This window comes from Lysinibacillus sp. UBA5994 (assembly GCF_002429725.1).
Classification (GTDB): domain Bacteria; phylum Bacillota; class Bacilli; order Bacillales_A; family Planococcaceae; genus Lysinibacillus; species Lysinibacillus capsici.
In genome coordinates this window covers 1-15,677 of the sequence record NZ_DJAU01000032.1, presented here as the reverse complement: position 1 = coordinate 15,677, position 15,677 = coordinate 1, and the positions used below count along the sequence as shown (strand labels likewise).

The following is a 15,677-nucleotide window of genomic DNA, read 5'->3' as shown; positions in this document are numbered from 1 at the left end:
AACAATAAACTCAGCAACTATTATGATGAAAAATGCGATAAAATTCAACAAAATTGTCCGACCAGATACTTGTTTCCCGATTTTTCGCTTTGACCAAGCGGGTACAAGTAAATTGCATAGGACTAGCAACAATATACAATAGATGAGCTGAAATGGAAACCACCAAATCGTATAAAGCCAAAAAGCTTCAAGTTTTTGTAATAAAAAAACCGAACTAAAGCCAAAAAAAGTGGCACGCATGGCTACAGTCACACGCACTAACACCTTTAAGACGCTATGTGTTGCTAGTAATAATATAAGACCTATGGAAATAGCAACAGGCAGTACTAAACGAAAAATGGATTGCCTGTCCCCATCTGCTAAACGAGGCTCTATAAATAATATAAAGGGTTCCGCTTTCGGTCCACCAATAATATGAAAGAAAATAACGCCACAAACAAAACTTACTGCAATGATGGAAGCGTGATAAAAAATAGACACCGTACGAGACATAAACATGCTCCTTTTCTATCAAGGTTTGTACAGCTTATGCTCGTCCGTCTCTATTATGCTAAAAGATTATTTTCTAAATTTGCAGCTAGCCATAGCACTGCGAATGCTGTTTTAGCATCATATATACGCTGGTCAGCCACCATTACTTGTGCTTCTTCCAACGAAACTTCTAATAGTTCGACAAATTCATCCTCATCTAAATCTGCTTTATTGTCTATTGTATATAATCCCCTCGCCACAAACAAATGAAGAACTTCATCCGCAAAGCCTGGTGATGTTGCAAATGTTTGTAAAAAAGTAAGTTGATGCGCGCCATAACCTGTTTCTTCCTCTAATTCTCGACGTGCTGTCATCACTGGCTCCTCACCTGGCTCTAGCTTTCCAGCTGGAATTTCAATAATAGAACGCTCCAGCGCTTTGCGGTATTGTTCTACTAACACTAGTTTACCCTCGTCCGTAACAGCAATCACCGCTACGGCACCTGGATGCTTAATGATTTCACGTTTTGCAACCTGTCCATTTGGTAAAGTGACATCATCAATTTGTAGTTTTATTATTCTACCGTCATAGATCGGTGTCGTTTTCGTTGTTTTTTCCTCAAACTTTTTCATTGACGATAACCTCGCTTGTTCTTCAGATATGTTCATTGTACCATTACAAGTAGAGAAATCGAAGGAGGTCATTCGTATGAAAAAAAGACAGCTTGGTACAAGTGAATTGTTTATTTCAGAGATTAGTTTAGGAGGCATGTCTCTTTCGACAGATAAAACACAAGCAGCTGCCATTGTCGATATGGCATTAGATGCTGGCATTAACTATATAGATACAGCTGATTTATATGATTATGGTGCAAATGAAGAGATTATTGGCGCAACGTTAGGTAAGCGTCGTCATGATGTCATCCTAGCAACAAAGGTAGGTAATCGGTGGGCAGAAGGGGTAGATGGCTGGCATTGGGATGCATCACCATCCTATATAAAAGAAGCTGTCCATGCTAGCTTACGACGTTTAGGAACAGACTACATTGATGTATATCAATTACACGGTGGCACAATCGAAGATGATTGGGACGGGATAATTGACACATTTGAAGGACTGAAAAAAGAAGGGCTCATTCGTGAATATGGTATATCCTCCATTCGTCCTAATGTATTGCAGCGATTTTTACCTGCAAGCTCGGCTAGAAGCGTCATGATGCAATACAGTGCTCTCGATCGCCGCCCTGAAGAATGGTTTAACTTTATTGCGAAACAGGGTGCTTCTGTTGTAACACGTGGCACAGTGGCAAAGGGCTTATTAACAAATAGCTGGCAACAACGTCTTCAACATGTTAATGGTTTTAACACCTATACTGCTGAGGAGTTAACAACAACGTTAACAGACTTAGCTTTACACTATGATAACTTGCATGCTTTGGCTATCGCTTTTAATCTAAAAGAGCCAACAATCGCTTCTACGGTCATTGGCGCAAGCTCTCAACAACAACTAGCACAAACGCTTGCTTCCTACGAGAAAATTAATTCTATAACAGATTTCAAGGTAGCTAATGAGCTAACAAAAAATGAGTACTATCAAGAACATCGATGAAAAAATGGCTAATTTTACTCATTTGTCTAGTTGTACTAGTAATCTCCTCTAGTATGACCTATGAGCAACAGAGTATACTACCAGAATTAGAAGATTTGCTCGCCAATAAACCTTTTGAAAAACAACTATCTATTTTAAAAATTCCCTATTGGGGAACCATCGTTTCAGTGGAAGAGCGAGGTTATTTTCCATTTGTAGAGTTTTTAATTCGTAAATTGACACACTTCATGGGATTTGGGTGCATCGCACTTGGCCTTTACTTCGCCTGGGGAAAAAGACGTTTTGCAGCAAGTATTGCTATCGGTGGAACGGCTACAATCGCGGCGCTTGATGAATTTCGTCAAAGCTTTACGCCAGGTCGTACAATGAGTGCTCAAGATGTGCTTGTCGATACAACTGGAGCCATTGTTTTTGTTAGTCTCGTTGTTGCACTAAGAAAAATACTCAAAAATAAAAGACAAAAGGCTCAATTATAGCCTTTTGTCTTTTATTTTAAAGGTGGAACCGCCAAAAATAGAGGGACTTCGTTTCTTTAAACAAGACAGCCCCTGCTTTTTCCAAAACTCGATGGGAAGCCATATTTTCTTTTTCCGTGTCAGCGATAACGTATTTTGCATTTGGCTGATGGAGTAACCAGTCTTTAAGAGCTATGATTGATTCTGTCATATAGCCCTGCCCCATATAAGGAGGCAAAGTATAATACCCGATCACAACTTCCCCTTGCTCATTTGGCGTACCTTTTAGCATTATGCCACCAACAGCACAATTTTTTTCTTTTAATACAAGTAACCAATTCGTATGCCATAGATAATTTGGCTCATCTTCTAATACTTTGCAAAGTCTAAAATACAGGGCTTGTTTAAGCTCGCAATCTAAACTCCCTACACCTTTACTTAATGACAACTCCGCCGCCATTTGCTCCTCATGCTCTATTAGTAAATTAAGATACTTAGCGTTTAAAGGAATTAATCTTATTCTTTCTGTTTGTAATTCTACCATGTTGGTCTCCTAACATAATTTAATTGATACTAAACTACAATTAGGTATATGTTATTGGCAGCGTCTCCCGTTCGTTTAAATTCAAAGACCTCTCCCTCTATATCGACCACAGCCATATAAATTTTATGCAGTAAAATACAAAACAGTGAACCCACTTATGTGAATTCACTGTTCTCTCTTAATATTTAGTACCTTTATCGCCGTATTCGTTTAAAAGTTCTTCAAACGATTTGTTTTTTTCTCGTTGTTTACGTTCAAAAGCTAGTTTTGCCTGACGCTCTTCTTCTGCCGCCTGCTCTTTAGCAGTTAAATCTTGCTTCGCTGCTTTTAATTTTGCTAGCACATCTCCACCTAGCTGATCTGCTAATGTAACGGCCTCTTGCTTAGGTAGGCTAGCTGTTATGCTATTGTCAGTATGTTGTTGCTGTTTTCGTTTCTTTCCCATTTCTATTCACCTTCTTATTGACATCAAGGGCGCTTCACAACTGTTGCTACGCCTTGTCCACCACCGATACATAATGTGGCTAAGCCCGTTTTCACATCACGCTTTTCCATCTCATGTAATAGCGTTACCAAAATCCGAGCACCACTAGCACCGATTGGGTGACCAAGAGCAATGGCACCCCCGTTAACATTTAGTTTATCATGATTAAAGCTTAATTCACGATCTACAGCAATTGATTGTGCTGCAAATGCTTCATTTGCTTCAATTAAATCGATATCGTTTAAAGTAACCTCAGCCTTTGTCAGCGCTTTTTGTACTGCTTTTACAGGACCTGTCCCCATAATTGCAGGATCTACACCAGCACTAGCATTCGCTGTAATGATCGCCATCGGTTGAATACCTAGCTCTTGTGCTTTTTCCTTTGACATCACCACTACTGCTGCCGCACCATCATTTATACCAGACGCGTTCGCTGCTGTGACAGAGCCATCCTTTTTAAATGCTGGTCGTAGCTTACCTAATGATTCCGCTGTCACACCTGCTCGTGGAAATTCATCTTTATTGAAAAGCAGTGGCTCTCCCTTGCGCTGTGGAATCTCGACAGCAACGATTTCATTTTCAAACTTGCCCGCTGCAATTGCTGCCTCTGCACGTTGCTGAGAACGAGCTGCAAAAGCATCCTGCTCTTCTCGAGAGATTTGATACATATCACATAAATTTTCAGCTGTAATGCCCATATGATAATCGTTAAAAGCACACCATAGGCCATCCTGAATCATTGTATCTACTACCTTTTGGTCGCCCATTCGGAAGCCTTCTCGTGCATTTTTTAAGACGTATGGAGCCTGGCTCATATTTTCAAATCCACCTGCAACAACAATCTCTGCATCTCCCGCTATAATCGCCTGTGTTGCTAAATGAACAGCCTTTAAACCTGATCCACATACTTTATTAATTGTTAAGGCTGATACCTCTTGAGGTAACCCCGCTTTAATTGCCGCTTGTCGCGCTGGATTTTGTCCAAGTCCAGCCGATAAAACATTCCCCATAATGACCTCATCGACCTGTTCTCCTGCTACGCCAGCACGCGCTAATGCTTCTTTAATGACAATGCTACCTAACGTTGTCGCTGGTACATCTTTTAATGTCCCCTGAAATGAGCCGATTGCAGTACGCACCGCACTCACGATTACTACCTCGTTTGTCATAATCATTCTCCCCTTTTCCCCGTTCAAGAATCAACACTGCATGCATATGCTACTAGCAGATATGTATATTTTAACAAATATTATGACGATTTTCGATAATAGAAATAATCGCAGTTTTGCCAAAGATATTGTAAAATGTTGACGTGTTTTAAACAATCTTAGTTGGGAACATTACAAATAAGAAACAGCATGTGGAGGTGTTTTATGATGAAAAAAAAGATGCTTTTATTCTCTGGTATTACAACAACGCTAGCCGCCGCTGCAACAGGTCTGTTCGGCTTCGCGCTTTCCAATAAATTAATGTATATCCAACAAAAAGACCCTGAATTTATACGGGAACGAGAAACGACCGCAAAGCGCTTTGATGAGGCTTGGTACAATAAAAACTTGAAATGTGAACTGAATATTGATTCTCCAAATGGCTATACAATTCGAGGCATTATGTTTCAGCCATTGCAAACAAATAACACTATCATCATTTGCCACGGTGTTACCGAAAATAAAATAAATTCCGTGAAATATGCTCGCCTTTTTGAAAGACTTGGCTATAATTCTGTTATATTTGACCACCGTCGCCATGGTGAATCTGGAGGCAAGACAACAAGCTATGGCTACTATGAGAAAAACGATCTTGATGCCGTGGTGAAAACAGTAAAAGCCATGATTGGAGAGGATGCTATACTTGGCATTCACGGTGAATCGATGGGTGCTGCAACCATGCTCCTCTATGCAGGAACAGTCGAGGATGGCGCTGATTTTTATATCTCAGATTGCGCGTTCTCCGACTTTTCTATGTTGCTCAAACAAATTGCGAAAACTGAATTTAAATATGGCTCCATTATTCCTATTCGTTTTGCTGACTTTTTTGTTCGTCTTAGAGATGGTTACTCATTTAAAAGTGTAACACCTGCCGAAGCCGTCACACATATTGAAAAACCTGTGCTCTTTATCCATAGTATTCCAGATACGTTTATTCCAGCTTCCATGTCACTCGATCTCTACAATAAAAAAACCGGTCCAAAAAAATTAAAACTTTTTGATACGGGGGCACATGCACAATCCTTTAATGAAAATATGGATGAATATGAGGATTTAATTCATGATTTTTTAGACAATTTTATTTATCAAAAAATCAATCGGGATTCTTCTTCTTCCAATGTCATTCCATTCCATTTTTAGGGCAATGAAAAACCTTGCGTCATTTTACTCGCAAGGTTTTTATTTTATTTAATCTTCAAAAATAATATGCCATTCATCACGTTTCGCTAAAAACTCTTTTGCTAATGCTTGGGCCCCTTCTAAACTATGGCTAGCAGCCCAGCCACATTGCACTTCATTGCAGGCAGGCACTGCGGTTGCCTTTGTCACATCTGTAAATGTGTTCTCTAAAATAGCTAATAAATCCTCATAATCATTATGATTGATCAAGGACACATAGAAGCCTGTTTGACAACCCATTGGACTGAAATCAACAATATGATCTGAGTAATTACGGATAATGTCAGCAGATAAATGCTCTAAAGAATGTAATGCAGGCATTTCCATATGCTCCTTATTTGGCTGTTTAAAGCGAATATCGTATTTATATACTTCATCGCCATTTTTGCCAGTTTTCACACCTGCTAAACGAACATAAGGTGCCTTCACTTTTGTATGATCTAGATCAAAACTTTCTACATTTGTTTTTTCTTTTTGCAATATACACAACTCCCTTCCGTATAGTAACTCCATTATACATAGTTTCCCGATAGAGTTATATGATTTTTAAGAATTATTTAAATACTATTAAAAATAAAAAAACAACTAGTTAAGCTTGAACTAGTTGCTCGGAACATTCCAAATTACTTCTGGAATTTATTCATTTGCGCCATCATTTGACGTACTTGCTTTTCAGACGGCGTACGACCCATTTGCGCCATCATCATACGAATCATTTGCTCATTAATAGGTGGGTTTTCTTTCAAATATTTCATCATAGCTTGACGAGCGAAATAGAAACCAAGTGCTGCGCCCGCTGCTAATGCGATAATTACGATAATAATCCAGCCCCATGTAGGCATACAACCAACCTCCTCCACTACAATATACCGAGAAAAACTCTCCACGCTCCATTATACACCAAATAATAGCGTGTTACTATATATTGTAGTGAATTTTCCTAGTGCATTGTATACTTCATCGGCTTTAACCACCCACACTCATTATCCTGTTTATTAAAAGCAATAAAACGTTCACTCATTTTAGCAAGCATTTGAAATAAATCTAAATCTAGCATTCGCGAACCTTCACAGTAAACACAAATTTTACGATCTACTAAATAAATAGCCATTTTACCTTTGATCGGATGTTCTAAAAACAAAGCATTACGAGCTCTTTCTAGGTGTGCATATTTGGAATCAAGTTGATGCTCTAACATGGCTGCAATCTCCTCAAAACGAACGGATTCACATATATACGCAAGCTCTTTTAAGGATTTCTCATTGGCATCTTCACAACCTTGCATCATCTCTAATAACTTACGCTCTCTGCCAAAAATAAACGTTAAATGCTCTTCTTTTATCTTATATATCGAATAGGTTCTCACCAGAAATCCTCCTTCGCTCAGTTTCTTTTTCATAAGTATAGCTCATTCAATCTTGTTTATTTGTCAAACGAAGGAGGGATCTCTCTTCTATTTTTGTCGAAAAAATTCTAGTTTCGGGTCTATAAATGACTTTATGACAAATGGTATTTTCAACCAAAAATAATTAATATTTTTCCAAAAACAAGAAAAAGTCTTATTAAACACGGCTAAAAACCTTCTATTTTGGCTGCTTAGATGGATCTCAGCCTCAAGACCTAGTTCAAAATCAATTTCGAGTCCGTTTTAGACAATCTTGTAAATAGGTAACATAAAGGTACAAACGAAAGGAGCTAAAACAAATGAGAAAATTTCTTTTATTAACTGGAGGCGTCATTGCAGCATGTGTTGCACTAGCGTTAATTGGACCACTGGCGGGGTTACTATTCTCTGGATTATTTGTAGCACTGGGCATGCACTTCTACATTGCTAGTAAGTCATCTTTCGGTAAAATTTTCTGGTTTACAGTTGGTCTAATCGGTGTCCTATCAGCAGTGTCTAACATTCCAGCAATGGTAGGTCTTGCTGCAATCGCCATTATCTATGTTATCTATAAAAAATGGAATGGCGAAGATGTAAAAATCCCTACAATTGAAGGAAAAAAAGAAGAAGATCCGTTTACAAACTTTGAAAAAGAATGGTCAAATTTAACAAAATAAAAGGAGCGATTTTAAATGAACTTATTTCAACGTTTTAGATATACAGTAGAGGCAGACTTACACCAATTATTTGATAAGAAGGAACAAAAAAATCCGATTGCGATGTTAAATCAATACATTCGTGAAGCAGAAAAACAAACAGAACAAACAGGCAAATTATTAGAGCGACAAGGGCAATTAAAAGAAAAGCTAGAACAAGAATATAAAGAAAACGCTGATTTACTAGCGAAACGTGAATCTCAATTAGCATTAGCAAAATCTAGCGGAGAGCAAGACTTAATTGATTTCGCTACGGATGAAGTAACAGCTTATTCAGCTCGTAACCTTACATTACAAGCTAGCATTGAAACAAGTACTCGTGAATACTTCGAGCTCGAGCGTAAATTTGAAACAATGAAGCATAAAATTAAAGATATGAAAGTACGTCAATTACAGCTGATGGGGAAAGAAAATGTAACTCGCGCCCATCATCAAATGGATGGAATGATTGCCAAAAATAATAAAACAAACTTTGAAGATTTAGAAGCATATATCGATAAATTAGCTTATCAAATCGATAAAGACCATGAGCTTACAACTTTTGAGGCAAGACTGGCAGAATTAGAAAAAAAAGCAGTAGAAGAAAGCTCAACACTGCTAATTGAAAATAAATAACATGGTATAATGAAAGCAATGCGCCAACATTAAAAGGCGCATTCTTTCACGTTTAAGAATAGAGGGTCCCATTCCCTCTCTTATACTATTAGTAGAAGGAAGGGTGACCCTCATGCAAAATTTCACAACAAATAAGCTCACATTTTGGGTTCTTTGCTTCTTTTTACTCGTCTTTGTGGAGCTAACTATATTTAATAATGGTGGTGCCTTCTGTTTATTGATTGGGGCTGTACTTCTTTATTTGAGTTTTTCCAAAAAAGTTCGATTTTTTAAATGGACAGGAATTTTCTTTATTGCCATTGCTTTGTTCACGATGTGGAGCTTACGTTTATTTATCGTCATCATGCTCTTATATATGCTCTATCAATACTTGCAAAGAGAAAACGAGCCAAAAGTAGTTGGTGCAGAGCTATTTGAAAAGCTTCCTGCAATTAAAAATGACCTAATTGGCACAATGCCAGCGCCTATAGAAGCTTATAAATGGCAAGATGTACAAATTCAGCGCCTTGCAGGAGATATTACCATTGATACAACGCAAACGATTTTACCAGCTGGCACTAGTCTTATTACAATTCGACAAGGTATCGGTAAAGTTCAAATCTATGTTCCTTATGAAATTCCATTCCGTTTACAGTATACGACGTTATTTGGTGAGCTCTCCTGCTTACACGTAGGGCCGCAACGTATAGTAAATGAAAGTATTACTTTCTCAGACGGCAACCCTGAGGATGCTAAACGTGTACTGATTATTCATGTCGCAACCTGGCTTGGAGATTTGGAGGTGCTACGAAAATGATAGCATTTATCTCAAGATTATTTACATTATTTTTTATTTTAATGAGTGCTGTTTTCGGTCTTCTTGTTGCACTATGGGGCAATCCTGATGAAAAAACATGGGAGCCCTTATGGCAGCAGAATTACGATAATATCCCTCTAGGTGGCATCATCATAGTTAGCCTGTTTATACTTAGCTTCCTGTTTGCTAGCTGGATCAGTATGACTGCAAGGGCACGAGAAGCGCAGGCAACACGAATAGTGAAACAACTGATCGAGCCTGATTTTGTTTTTCCTAAAAAACAAGCTCTTCCGAAATCGTTAAAAAAAGCACTTGTCCAAACGAGTGAATTAATTGATACGCAACGTAAAAGTTTACAGCGTTTGTCCAATGAACGGGCTGAGGCCAATGATAAAATTATTCAGGAGCGTATTATTGCTGAACGCCAACGACTAGCTAGAGAACTCCATGATTCTGTGTCACAACAACTATTTGCTGCCTCTATGTTACTATCTGCATTAACTGAAAATGACGAACATGCTACTAGCTTAAAACAGGTGGAGAAAATCGTTCAGCAGGCACAGCTAGAAATGCGTGCATTACTGCTACACTTACGGCCTGTTGCTTTACACAATAAAACATTGGCACAAGGCTTAGAGGAATTGATTATTGAACTTCAGCAAAAAGTTTATTTCCATATAGAATATGAATTAGAAGAAATGCCCTTAACTAAAGCAGAGGAAGATCATTTATTTCGTATTGCACAGGAGGCACTCTCCAATACGCTGCGTCATGCCAAAGCAAGTGAGGTGGAATTACTTCTTGTGGCACGAGACGACTTAGCTATTTTACGAATTCAAGATAATGGTTTAGGCTTTGATGTGGAGGAAGATAAATCCACATCATACGGTTTACAAAATATAGCTGAACGAGCAGTTGAAATTGGCTGCACCTATAAAATTGTATCAGTGCCTGGTGAAGGAACAATTGTAGAGGTTAAAATTCCTTTACAAAAGGAGGAGGTCAATGTCGATGATACAAGTGCTCATAGTGGATGATCATGAAATGGTACGAATTGGTGTGTCAGCCTATCTTTCAGCACAGCCAGATATTACGGTTGTAGGTGAGGCTGAGAACGGTAAAGAGGCTGTGGAACGTGCCCTAGCGCTAAGGCCTGATATTATTTTAATGGATAATGTGATGCCTGTTATGACAGGAGCAGAGGCAACAGTGGAAATATTAGCAGCATGGCCTGAGGCAAAAATCATGATGGTGACTAGTTTTTTAGATGATGATAAAGTATATCCTGCCTTAGAGGCTGGCGCGGTAAGCTATATTTTAAAAACATCTAATGCCAAACAAATTGCAGATGCTATTCGAAAAACGATGGGTGGCGAAACGGTATTAGAGCCAGAGGTCACTTCCAAAATGATGCACCGCATGCGCCACGGCAATAGTACGCCACTATACGAACAATTGACTGAACGTGAAATGGAAGTATTATTGCTAATGGCCCAGGGTAAAGCCAATCAGGAAATCGCTGATGAGCTATATATTGCCTTGAAAACGGTAAAAACACATGTTAGTAATATTTTAGCAAAGCTAGAAGTTCAAGATCGTACTCAAGCCGTCGTCTACGCCTTCCAAAACGGACTTGCTAAATAATCCTACATAAAAAAACTGCATGCTGACATGCAGTTTTTCGTGTTTTTAGAGGTATTTTAGGAGATCATTTACATGGTCCGCAATATATGTAGGCTCTTCATTTTTTAATTCTTCTAGCGACCCAAAACCATATGTCACACCGATGGCATCGATTTGATTTTCACGAGCCCCTATCAAATCATATTTTCGATCCCCAATCATAATAAATTGCTCTTTTGGATAGGAATCAAGTTGTTGAAGTACCTCTGCAATAATCTCACCTTTGGCAGAACGTGAACCATCTAAGTGACTTCCTACGACAAGATCGAAATAGGACTCTAGCTGAAAATACTTTATGATTTGTTCCGCAAAGACAGTTGGTTTTGAGGTGGCAATAGTTAGTATATATCCTTGTTGCTTTAAATGAGCTAACAAAGCTGGAATATCTTCATATAGTTTATTTTCAAACATTCCCCTTTCCGTAAATCGTTCTCGGTAATCTCTAATTGCTTGCGTTATTTGTGTATCATTGAATCCATAGATTTCTTGAAAAGATACTTGTAATGGTGGTCCAATGAATGGTTCCAGTTCATCCAAATCATTCACCATGACGCCCGCCTTCTGTAAAGCATGTTGCACTGATTTAGTGATTCCTATTTTGGGATCAGATAATGTTCCATCTAGGTCAAATAACACAACTTTATAGTTCTTCATTCGCTCACCCTTTTTATGGAGTTTTCACATACTGTGTTTGCCGCTAAAAAAAGTACCACAACACTCAGTTGATGTTTAAATCGCTGAGTATTGTGGTATTTGTTGTAAATTATAGTGCTTTCACTTTTGCTACTACGTTTTCAACAGTGAAGCCGTATTTTTCCATTACTAATTCACCCGGAGCAGATGCACCGAACTTATCAATTGCTAGAACATCGCCTTCAAAGCCAGTATATTTATGCCAACCGAATGATGCCCCCATTTCAATTGCAAGACGTTTTGTAACAGCTTTTGGTAGAACAGATTCTTTGTAAGCTGCGTCTTGTTTTTCGAAGCGATCCATAGATGGCATAGAAACAACTGCTACATCTATACCGTCTACTTTTAATGCTTTTTGCGCTTCGACAGCAAGGGAAACCTCAGAGCCTGTTGCAATTAAAATAGCATCTGCCACTTCTTTTGTAGCTGGAGACACTGTGTAAGCACCCTTTGCTACGCCCTCACGTACTGTTTCAATAGAAGCGTCAAGAACAGGTAAGTTTTGACGAGATAATACAAGAACAGTTGGTGTATTTTCTGCTGCTACTGCAAGCTCCCACGCAACTGCTGATTCATTTGCATCCGCAGGGCGAATAACAGATAGGTTTGGCATTGCACGTAATGATGCAAGGTGTTCGATTGGTTCATGTGTTGGACCATCTTCCCCTACTGCAATCGAATCATGTGTGAATACATATGTTACAGGAAGACCCATTAATGCAGATAGACGAATTGCTGGACGAACGTAATCAGAGAATACGAAGAATGTACCACCGAATACATTTAAACCACCGTGAAGAGCCATTCCGTTCATAGCAGCACCCATTGCAAATTCACGAACACCGAACCAGATGTTACGTCCAGCATAGTCGTCTGCTGAGAAATCTCCTGCACCCTTCATCGTTGTTTTATTGGAGCCAGCAAGGTCAGCAGAACCACCAAAGAATGAAGGTGTTTTCTTCGCAATAGCATTAATTGCATCGCCTGAAGAAGAACGAGTTGCTACAGATTTACCAGCTTCATATACAGGTAACTCAGAAGCAAAGTCTTCTGGTAATTCACCATTCATCGCTTTCTCGAATTGAGCTGCTAACGCTGGGAATTCTTCTTTGTATGCAGCAAATTTTGCATTCCAAGCTTCCTCTGGTTGTGCGCCTTGCACTTCAGCAGCCGCATTAAATGTATCGTAAACTTCTGCAGGAATTTGGAATGGTTCATGTGCCCACTCATAGGCAGCCTTCGTTAAGACAACTTCATCTGTACCAAGTGGTGCACCGTGAGAATCTGCTTTACCAGATTTATTTGGAGAACCAAAACCAATCACTGTTTTCACTTCAATTAATGTTGGCTTGCCAGTAGATTTTTTGGCTTCTTCAATGGCTGCATTAATAGCATCTACATCTGTACCATCTGCCACTTTTAAATAATTCCAACCATAAGATTCAAAGCGTTTTTGAACGTTTTCTGAAAATGACTTTTCTAAGTCACCATCTAAAGAAATATCATTAGAATCGTAAAGTACGATTAATTTTTCAAGTTTTAAGTGACCAGCTAATGAAATCGCCTCTGCTGCAACACCTTCCATTAAGTCACCATCGCCACATAACGCAAATGTGTAGTGGTCAACAATGTCATGACCTGGTTTATTGTAAGTAGCGGCTAAATGGCGCTCAGCCATTGCCATACCAACAGTCATAGCGATTCCTTGTCCAAGAGGACCAGTTGTTGCCTCTACCCCTACTGTATGACCATATTCAGGATGTCCTGGTGTTAATGAATCCCATTGGCGGAAGTTTTGAATTTCTTCCATTGGTAAACCATAGCCTCCAAGGTGAAGTAAGCTGTATAAAAGCATTGAGCCATGACCTGCTGATAGTACAAAACGATCACGGTTAAACCATTTTGGATTTGCTGGATTATGGCGTAATTGTTTTGTCCAAAGCGTATAAGCCATTGGCGCTGCTCCCATTGGTAAACCTGGGTGACCAGAATTTGCTTTTTCAATAGCATCGATTGACAAAGTTCGGATAGCATTAATAGCTAAAAGATCCGCGTGTTGAGTCATTATATTGTGACATCCTTTCTCGTCCTATATATTGTTCTTTTACAGTTTAGTCAACATTGCTTTAGAAAACAATGCTTTTGTTATACTATTTGCGTTTTCATACATACTTTATTGAATTGTGTCACATTAATTTAGAAATTTATTTTTTTGTGCTTGTTTTACCTTCTCAGGAGTTACATCATTTCCTTCTGCATCTACCACTTTAACGTTTTCAATCGTATCTCGCATAGTTGCTCTAAACGTATCTAAATACTCCTTGCGAAGCGCTGTTCGCTCCTTTGCTTCTTCCTCTGTTAATTGTCCGCTTTTTGCTTTAGCAGATAATTCATTAATTCGGTTAATTTTTTCCTTTGATAACATGGTTACACACCTTTCAGTACCTAGCTTAATGACCTCAGTATGCAAAGTATAGCATGGTTTCCCTTAAAATGCAGTTATACCAACCCTTAAAAACACTTCTTAGCCATTATTTACATGACTTCCAGAAGTTAGAGGTGTATAACTAATAATAAAAGGAAAAATTTGATAGATAATAGGAGGAGCTATCATGAACATCACAACATCTAGACTACTTATTCGAACATTTGAAGCCCAAGATTGGCAGGCTGTTTATAGCTATATGTCCGACAAAACGGTCATGCACTATATGCCAGAGGGTGTGTTGAATGAAGATCAGGTTCAAAATTTCGTAACAGAGAATAGCAACGAGCAAGCAAAACATTTCGCCATTGTTTTACGTGAACAACAGCGAGTCATTGGTCATCTTGTTTTCCACAAATACTTTGGCGACCATACGTATGAAATTGGATGGGTTATGAATCCTGCCTATCATAATCATGGCTATGCTTCTGAAGCTGCTCAGGCCCTATTAGATCACGGCTTTAATAAAATGAAACTTCATCGAATTATTGCCACATGCCAGCCAGAAAATATCGCTTCTTACCGAATAATGGAAAAAATAGGAATGCGCCAAGAAGGATTTTTCAAAAAATGCATTCCTCATGGAGAGACTTGGTGGGATGAATACTATTACGCTATTTTAGAGGAAGAATGGAACAATCTAAAGGTAAGAGGTGTATGAAATGAAGAAAACTGCGGTGTTATTATACCCACAATTTAGTGAATATGAATTGAGTGTTGCTTTGTCCATATTAATGCAAGGCGGTAAACCCATCATCACACTTGGATCGAATACCAAACCTATCAGAGGAGAATCTGGTTTAAATTGTATAGCTGATTTATCCGTGAATGAGGTAGAGCTTGACGATATTGATAGTCTACTATTACCAGGCTGTATGGATATTTCTACATTACAACTTGAAGAGAGCTTACTAGATTTCATTCGTCATCTATCTGCAAAAGGAGGAATGATTGCAAGTATTTCTAGCTCCCCTTACCTATTAGCAAAAGCAGGGGTCTTAAAGAACAAAAAATATACAGTAGGACTACCTTTAGATGGCATGGAGCAGTTAGGGTGCTTTGAACTTCATAACTATTCAGATGAACTAGTGGTACAAGATGGAAATATCATTACAGCAAGAGGAAGAGGTTTTATTCCTTTCGGTATTTGTTTCGGGCATGCGTTAAAGCTAAATTTTGATGAAAATTGGTATTAAGTGATGATTTAAAACCCAAATGTCAATTAATCGGGCATTTCATGTTGTTGAAAAAAGATGATGTCATTAGTAGAATGAGACCTTTTAACAAGGCTGTGGGGTGATTTCCGTTCCGCCAGCGTCCTTTCTAGGGTCTCATCTGTGACGCTATGAACTGCAC

21 protein-coding genes are annotated in these 15,677 nt (G+C 38.7%); 10 read left to right on the top strand and 11 right to left on the bottom strand.

Going from position 1 to position 15,677, the window contains the following annotated elements:
• Both B3D98_RS11445 and B3D98_RS11440 read right to left on the bottom strand, forming a co-directional pair.
• On the bottom strand, positions 1-492 hold a 492-nt coding region (locus tag B3D98_RS11445; protein WP_288583078.1), incomplete at its 3' end, for a hypothetical protein.
• 53 nt (positions 493-545) lie between these two features.
• Positions 546-1,103: an NUDIX domain-containing protein gene (locus B3D98_RS11440; protein ID WP_048391304.1), complete on the bottom strand. Its 558-nt coding sequence runs from the start codon at positions 1,101-1,103 to the stop codon at positions 546-548.
• A gap of 76 nt (positions 1,104-1,179) precedes the next feature.
• Here B3D98_RS11440 and B3D98_RS11435 point away from each other — a divergent pair, with 76 nt between their 5' ends.
• A complete protein-coding gene (locus tag B3D98_RS11435) occupies positions 1,180-2,079 on the top strand; it encodes an aldo/keto reductase (RefSeq protein ID WP_288583075.1) in 900 nt (299 codons plus the stop codon).
• The gene (locus tag B3D98_RS11430) at positions 2,076-2,555 is read left to right on the top strand and encodes a VanZ family protein (protein WP_288583073.1); all 480 of its coding nucleotides are present in this window, start codon (positions 2,076-2,078) and stop codon (positions 2,553-2,555) included. The genes B3D98_RS11435 and B3D98_RS11430 overlap by 4 nt, the downstream gene beginning before the upstream one ends.
• 16 nt (positions 2,556-2,571) lie before the next feature.
• On the opposite strand, the gene B3D98_RS11425 is transcribed toward B3D98_RS11430, so the two are convergent.
• From B3D98_RS11425 to B3D98_RS11415, 3 genes are all read right to left on the bottom strand, one after another.
• On the bottom strand, positions 2,572-3,078 hold the full coding sequence (locus tag B3D98_RS11425; RefSeq protein WP_048391312.1) for a GNAT family N-acetyltransferase: 507 nt from the start codon (positions 3,076-3,078) through the stop codon (positions 2,572-2,574).
• Positions 3,079-3,256: 178 nt separating this feature from the next.
• The gene (locus B3D98_RS11420; protein ID WP_288583070.1) at positions 3,257-3,523 is read right to left on the bottom strand and encodes a YqkE family protein; all 267 of its coding nucleotides are present in this window, start codon (positions 3,521-3,523) and stop codon (positions 3,257-3,259) included.
• Positions 3,524-3,546: 23 nt separating this feature from the next.
• Entirely contained in the window at positions 3,547-4,731 is a 1,185-nt protein-coding gene (locus B3D98_RS11415; RefSeq protein ID WP_288583068.1) for an acetyl-CoA C-acetyltransferase, read from the bottom strand.
• A 207-nt stretch (positions 4,732-4,938) separates the two neighbouring features.
• On the opposite strand from B3D98_RS11415, the gene B3D98_RS11410 reads away from it, so the two are divergent.
• Positions 4,939-5,910, top strand: a complete 972-nt coding sequence (locus B3D98_RS11410; RefSeq protein WP_036080551.1) for an alpha/beta hydrolase — start codon at positions 4,939-4,941, stop codon at positions 5,908-5,910.
• A gap of 48 nt (positions 5,911-5,958) precedes the next feature.
• Here B3D98_RS11410 and B3D98_RS11405 read toward each other — a convergent pair whose 3' ends face one another.
• The 3 genes from B3D98_RS11405 to sirA form a co-directional block, all read right to left on the bottom strand.
• Positions 5,959-6,462 (bottom strand): S-ribosylhomocysteine lyase, encoded by a 504-nt coding sequence (locus B3D98_RS11405; protein ID WP_048391314.1) that lies wholly within the window; start codon positions 6,460-6,462, stop codon positions 5,959-5,961.
• A 110-nt stretch (positions 6,463-6,572) separates the two neighbouring features.
• A complete protein-coding gene (locus B3D98_RS11400) occupies positions 6,573-6,791 on the bottom strand; it encodes a YneF family protein (RefSeq protein ID WP_004232154.1) in 219 nt (72 codons plus the stop codon).
• Between the two features lie 98 nt (positions 6,792-6,889).
• Positions 6,890-7,315, bottom strand: a complete 426-nt coding sequence (sirA, locus tag B3D98_RS11395; RefSeq protein WP_004232148.1) for a sporulation inhibitor of replication protein SirA — start codon at positions 7,313-7,315, stop codon at positions 6,890-6,892.
• 338 nt (positions 7,316-7,653) lie between these two features.
• Between sirA and B3D98_RS11390 the strand changes: the two genes are divergently transcribed.
• From B3D98_RS11390 to B3D98_RS11370, 5 genes are all read left to right on the top strand, one after another.
• Positions 7,654-8,010: an ABC transporter permease gene (locus tag B3D98_RS11390; protein WP_288583064.1), complete on the top strand. Its 357-nt coding sequence runs from the start codon at positions 7,654-7,656 to the stop codon at positions 8,008-8,010.
• 15 nt (positions 8,011-8,025) lie between these two features.
• On the top strand, positions 8,026-8,664 hold the full coding sequence (locus tag B3D98_RS11385) for a PspA/IM30 family protein (protein ID WP_288583062.1): 639 nt from the start codon (positions 8,026-8,028) through the stop codon (positions 8,662-8,664).
• A 112-nt stretch (positions 8,665-8,776) separates the two neighbouring features.
• Positions 8,777-9,460, top strand: a complete 684-nt coding sequence (gene liaF, locus B3D98_RS11380) for a cell wall-active antibiotics response protein LiaF (RefSeq protein WP_004232142.1) — start codon at positions 8,777-8,779, stop codon at positions 9,458-9,460.
• Entirely contained in the window at positions 9,457-10,497 is a 1,041-nt protein-coding gene (locus tag B3D98_RS11375) for a sensor histidine kinase (protein ID WP_288583059.1), read from the top strand. Before liaF ends, B3D98_RS11375 begins: the two co-directional genes overlap by 4 nt.
• Positions 10,472-11,104 (top strand): response regulator, encoded by a 633-nt coding sequence (locus B3D98_RS11370; RefSeq protein ID WP_009370700.1) that lies wholly within the window; start codon positions 10,472-10,474, stop codon positions 11,102-11,104. Before B3D98_RS11375 ends, B3D98_RS11370 begins: the two co-directional genes overlap by 26 nt.
• Before the next feature lie 45 nt (positions 11,105-11,149).
• Here B3D98_RS11370 and B3D98_RS11365 read toward each other — a convergent pair whose 3' ends face one another.
• The 3 genes from B3D98_RS11365 to B3D98_RS11355 all read right to left on the bottom strand — a co-directional run bounded on the left by B3D98_RS11365 (position 11,150) and on the right by B3D98_RS11355 (position 14,261).
• Positions 11,150-11,797 (bottom strand): HAD family hydrolase, encoded by a 648-nt coding sequence (locus B3D98_RS11365; protein ID WP_066036594.1) that lies wholly within the window; start codon positions 11,795-11,797, stop codon positions 11,150-11,152.
• 109 nt (positions 11,798-11,906) lie between these two features.
• Positions 11,907-13,901, bottom strand: a complete 1,995-nt coding sequence (tkt, locus tag B3D98_RS11360; RefSeq protein WP_288583057.1) for a transketolase — start codon at positions 13,899-13,901, stop codon at positions 11,907-11,909.
• A gap of 126 nt (positions 13,902-14,027) precedes the next feature.
• On the bottom strand, positions 14,028-14,261 hold the full coding sequence (locus tag B3D98_RS11355) for a DUF896 domain-containing protein (protein ID WP_004232132.1): 234 nt from the start codon (positions 14,259-14,261) through the stop codon (positions 14,028-14,030).
• A gap of 187 nt (positions 14,262-14,448) precedes the next feature.
• On the opposite strand from B3D98_RS11355, the gene B3D98_RS11350 reads away from it, so the two are divergent.
• Positions 14,449-14,982: a GNAT family N-acetyltransferase gene (locus B3D98_RS11350; RefSeq protein WP_288583054.1), complete on the top strand. Its 534-nt coding sequence runs from the start codon at positions 14,449-14,451 to the stop codon at positions 14,980-14,982.
• A gap of 1 nt (position 14,983) precedes the next feature.
• On the top strand, positions 14,984-15,517 hold the full coding sequence (locus B3D98_RS11345; protein ID WP_054550592.1) for a DJ-1/PfpI family protein: 534 nt from the start codon (positions 14,984-14,986) through the stop codon (positions 15,515-15,517).
• The last annotated feature ends 160 nt before the right edge of the window (positions 15,518-15,677 follow it).

What these genes read in the sequence shown, in the direction of transcription:
- liaF (WP_004232142.1), top strand. Translation starts at nt 8,777, where the DNA reads ATGCAAAATTTCACAACAAATAAGCTCACATTTTGGGTTCTTTGCTTC.
- B3D98_RS11400 (WP_004232154.1), bottom strand. Translation starts at nt 6,791, where the DNA reads ATGCCTACATGGGGCTGGATTATTATCGTAATTATCGCATTAGCAGCG.
- B3D98_RS11355 (WP_004232132.1), bottom strand. Translation starts at nt 14,261, where the DNA reads ATGTTATCAAAGGAAAAAATTAACCGAATTAATGAATTATCTGCTAAA.
- B3D98_RS11345 (WP_054550592.1), top strand. Translation starts at nt 14,984, where the DNA reads ATGAAGAAAACTGCGGTGTTATTATACCCACAATTTAGTGAATATGAA.
- B3D98_RS11385 (WP_288583062.1), top strand. Translation starts at nt 8,026, where the DNA reads ATGAACTTATTTCAACGTTTTAGATATACAGTAGAGGCAGACTTACAC.
- B3D98_RS11415 (WP_288583068.1), bottom strand. Translation starts at nt 4,731, where the DNA reads ATGACAAACGAGGTAGTAATCGTGAGTGCGGTGCGTACTGCAATCGGC.
- B3D98_RS11420 (WP_288583070.1), bottom strand. Translation starts at nt 3,523, where the DNA reads ATGGGAAAGAAACGAAAACAGCAACAACATACTGACAATAGCATAACA.
- B3D98_RS11410 (WP_036080551.1), top strand. Translation starts at nt 4,939, where the DNA reads ATGAAAAAAAAGATGCTTTTATTCTCTGGTATTACAACAACGCTAGCC.
- B3D98_RS11405 (WP_048391314.1), bottom strand. Translation starts at nt 6,462, where the DNA reads ATGGAGTTACTATACGGAAGGGAGTTGTGTATATTGCAAAAAGAAAAA.
- B3D98_RS11365 (WP_066036594.1), bottom strand. Translation starts at nt 11,797, where the DNA reads ATGAAGAACTATAAAGTTGTGTTATTTGACCTAGATGGAACATTATCT.
- B3D98_RS11440 (WP_048391304.1), bottom strand. Translation starts at nt 1,103, where the DNA reads ATGAAAAAGTTTGAGGAAAAAACAACGAAAACGACACCGATCTATGAC.
- B3D98_RS11425 (WP_048391312.1), bottom strand. Translation starts at nt 3,078, where the DNA reads ATGGTAGAATTACAAACAGAAAGAATAAGATTAATTCCTTTAAACGCT.
- tkt (WP_288583057.1), bottom strand. Translation starts at nt 13,901, where the DNA reads ATGACTCAACACGCGGATCTTTTAGCTATTAATGCTATCCGAACTTTG.
- B3D98_RS11435 (WP_288583075.1), top strand. Translation starts at nt 1,180, where the DNA reads ATGAAAAAAAGACAGCTTGGTACAAGTGAATTGTTTATTTCAGAGATT.
- B3D98_RS11430 (WP_288583073.1), top strand. Translation starts at nt 2,076, where the DNA reads ATGAAAAAATGGCTAATTTTACTCATTTGTCTAGTTGTACTAGTAATC.
- B3D98_RS11390 (WP_288583064.1), top strand. Translation starts at nt 7,654, where the DNA reads ATGAGAAAATTTCTTTTATTAACTGGAGGCGTCATTGCAGCATGTGTT.
- B3D98_RS11375 (WP_288583059.1), top strand. Translation starts at nt 9,457, where the DNA reads ATGATAGCATTTATCTCAAGATTATTTACATTATTTTTTATTTTAATG.
- B3D98_RS11370 (WP_009370700.1), top strand. Translation starts at nt 10,472, where the DNA reads ATGATACAAGTGCTCATAGTGGATGATCATGAAATGGTACGAATTGGT.
- B3D98_RS11350 (WP_288583054.1), top strand. Translation starts at nt 14,449, where the DNA reads ATGAACATCACAACATCTAGACTACTTATTCGAACATTTGAAGCCCAA.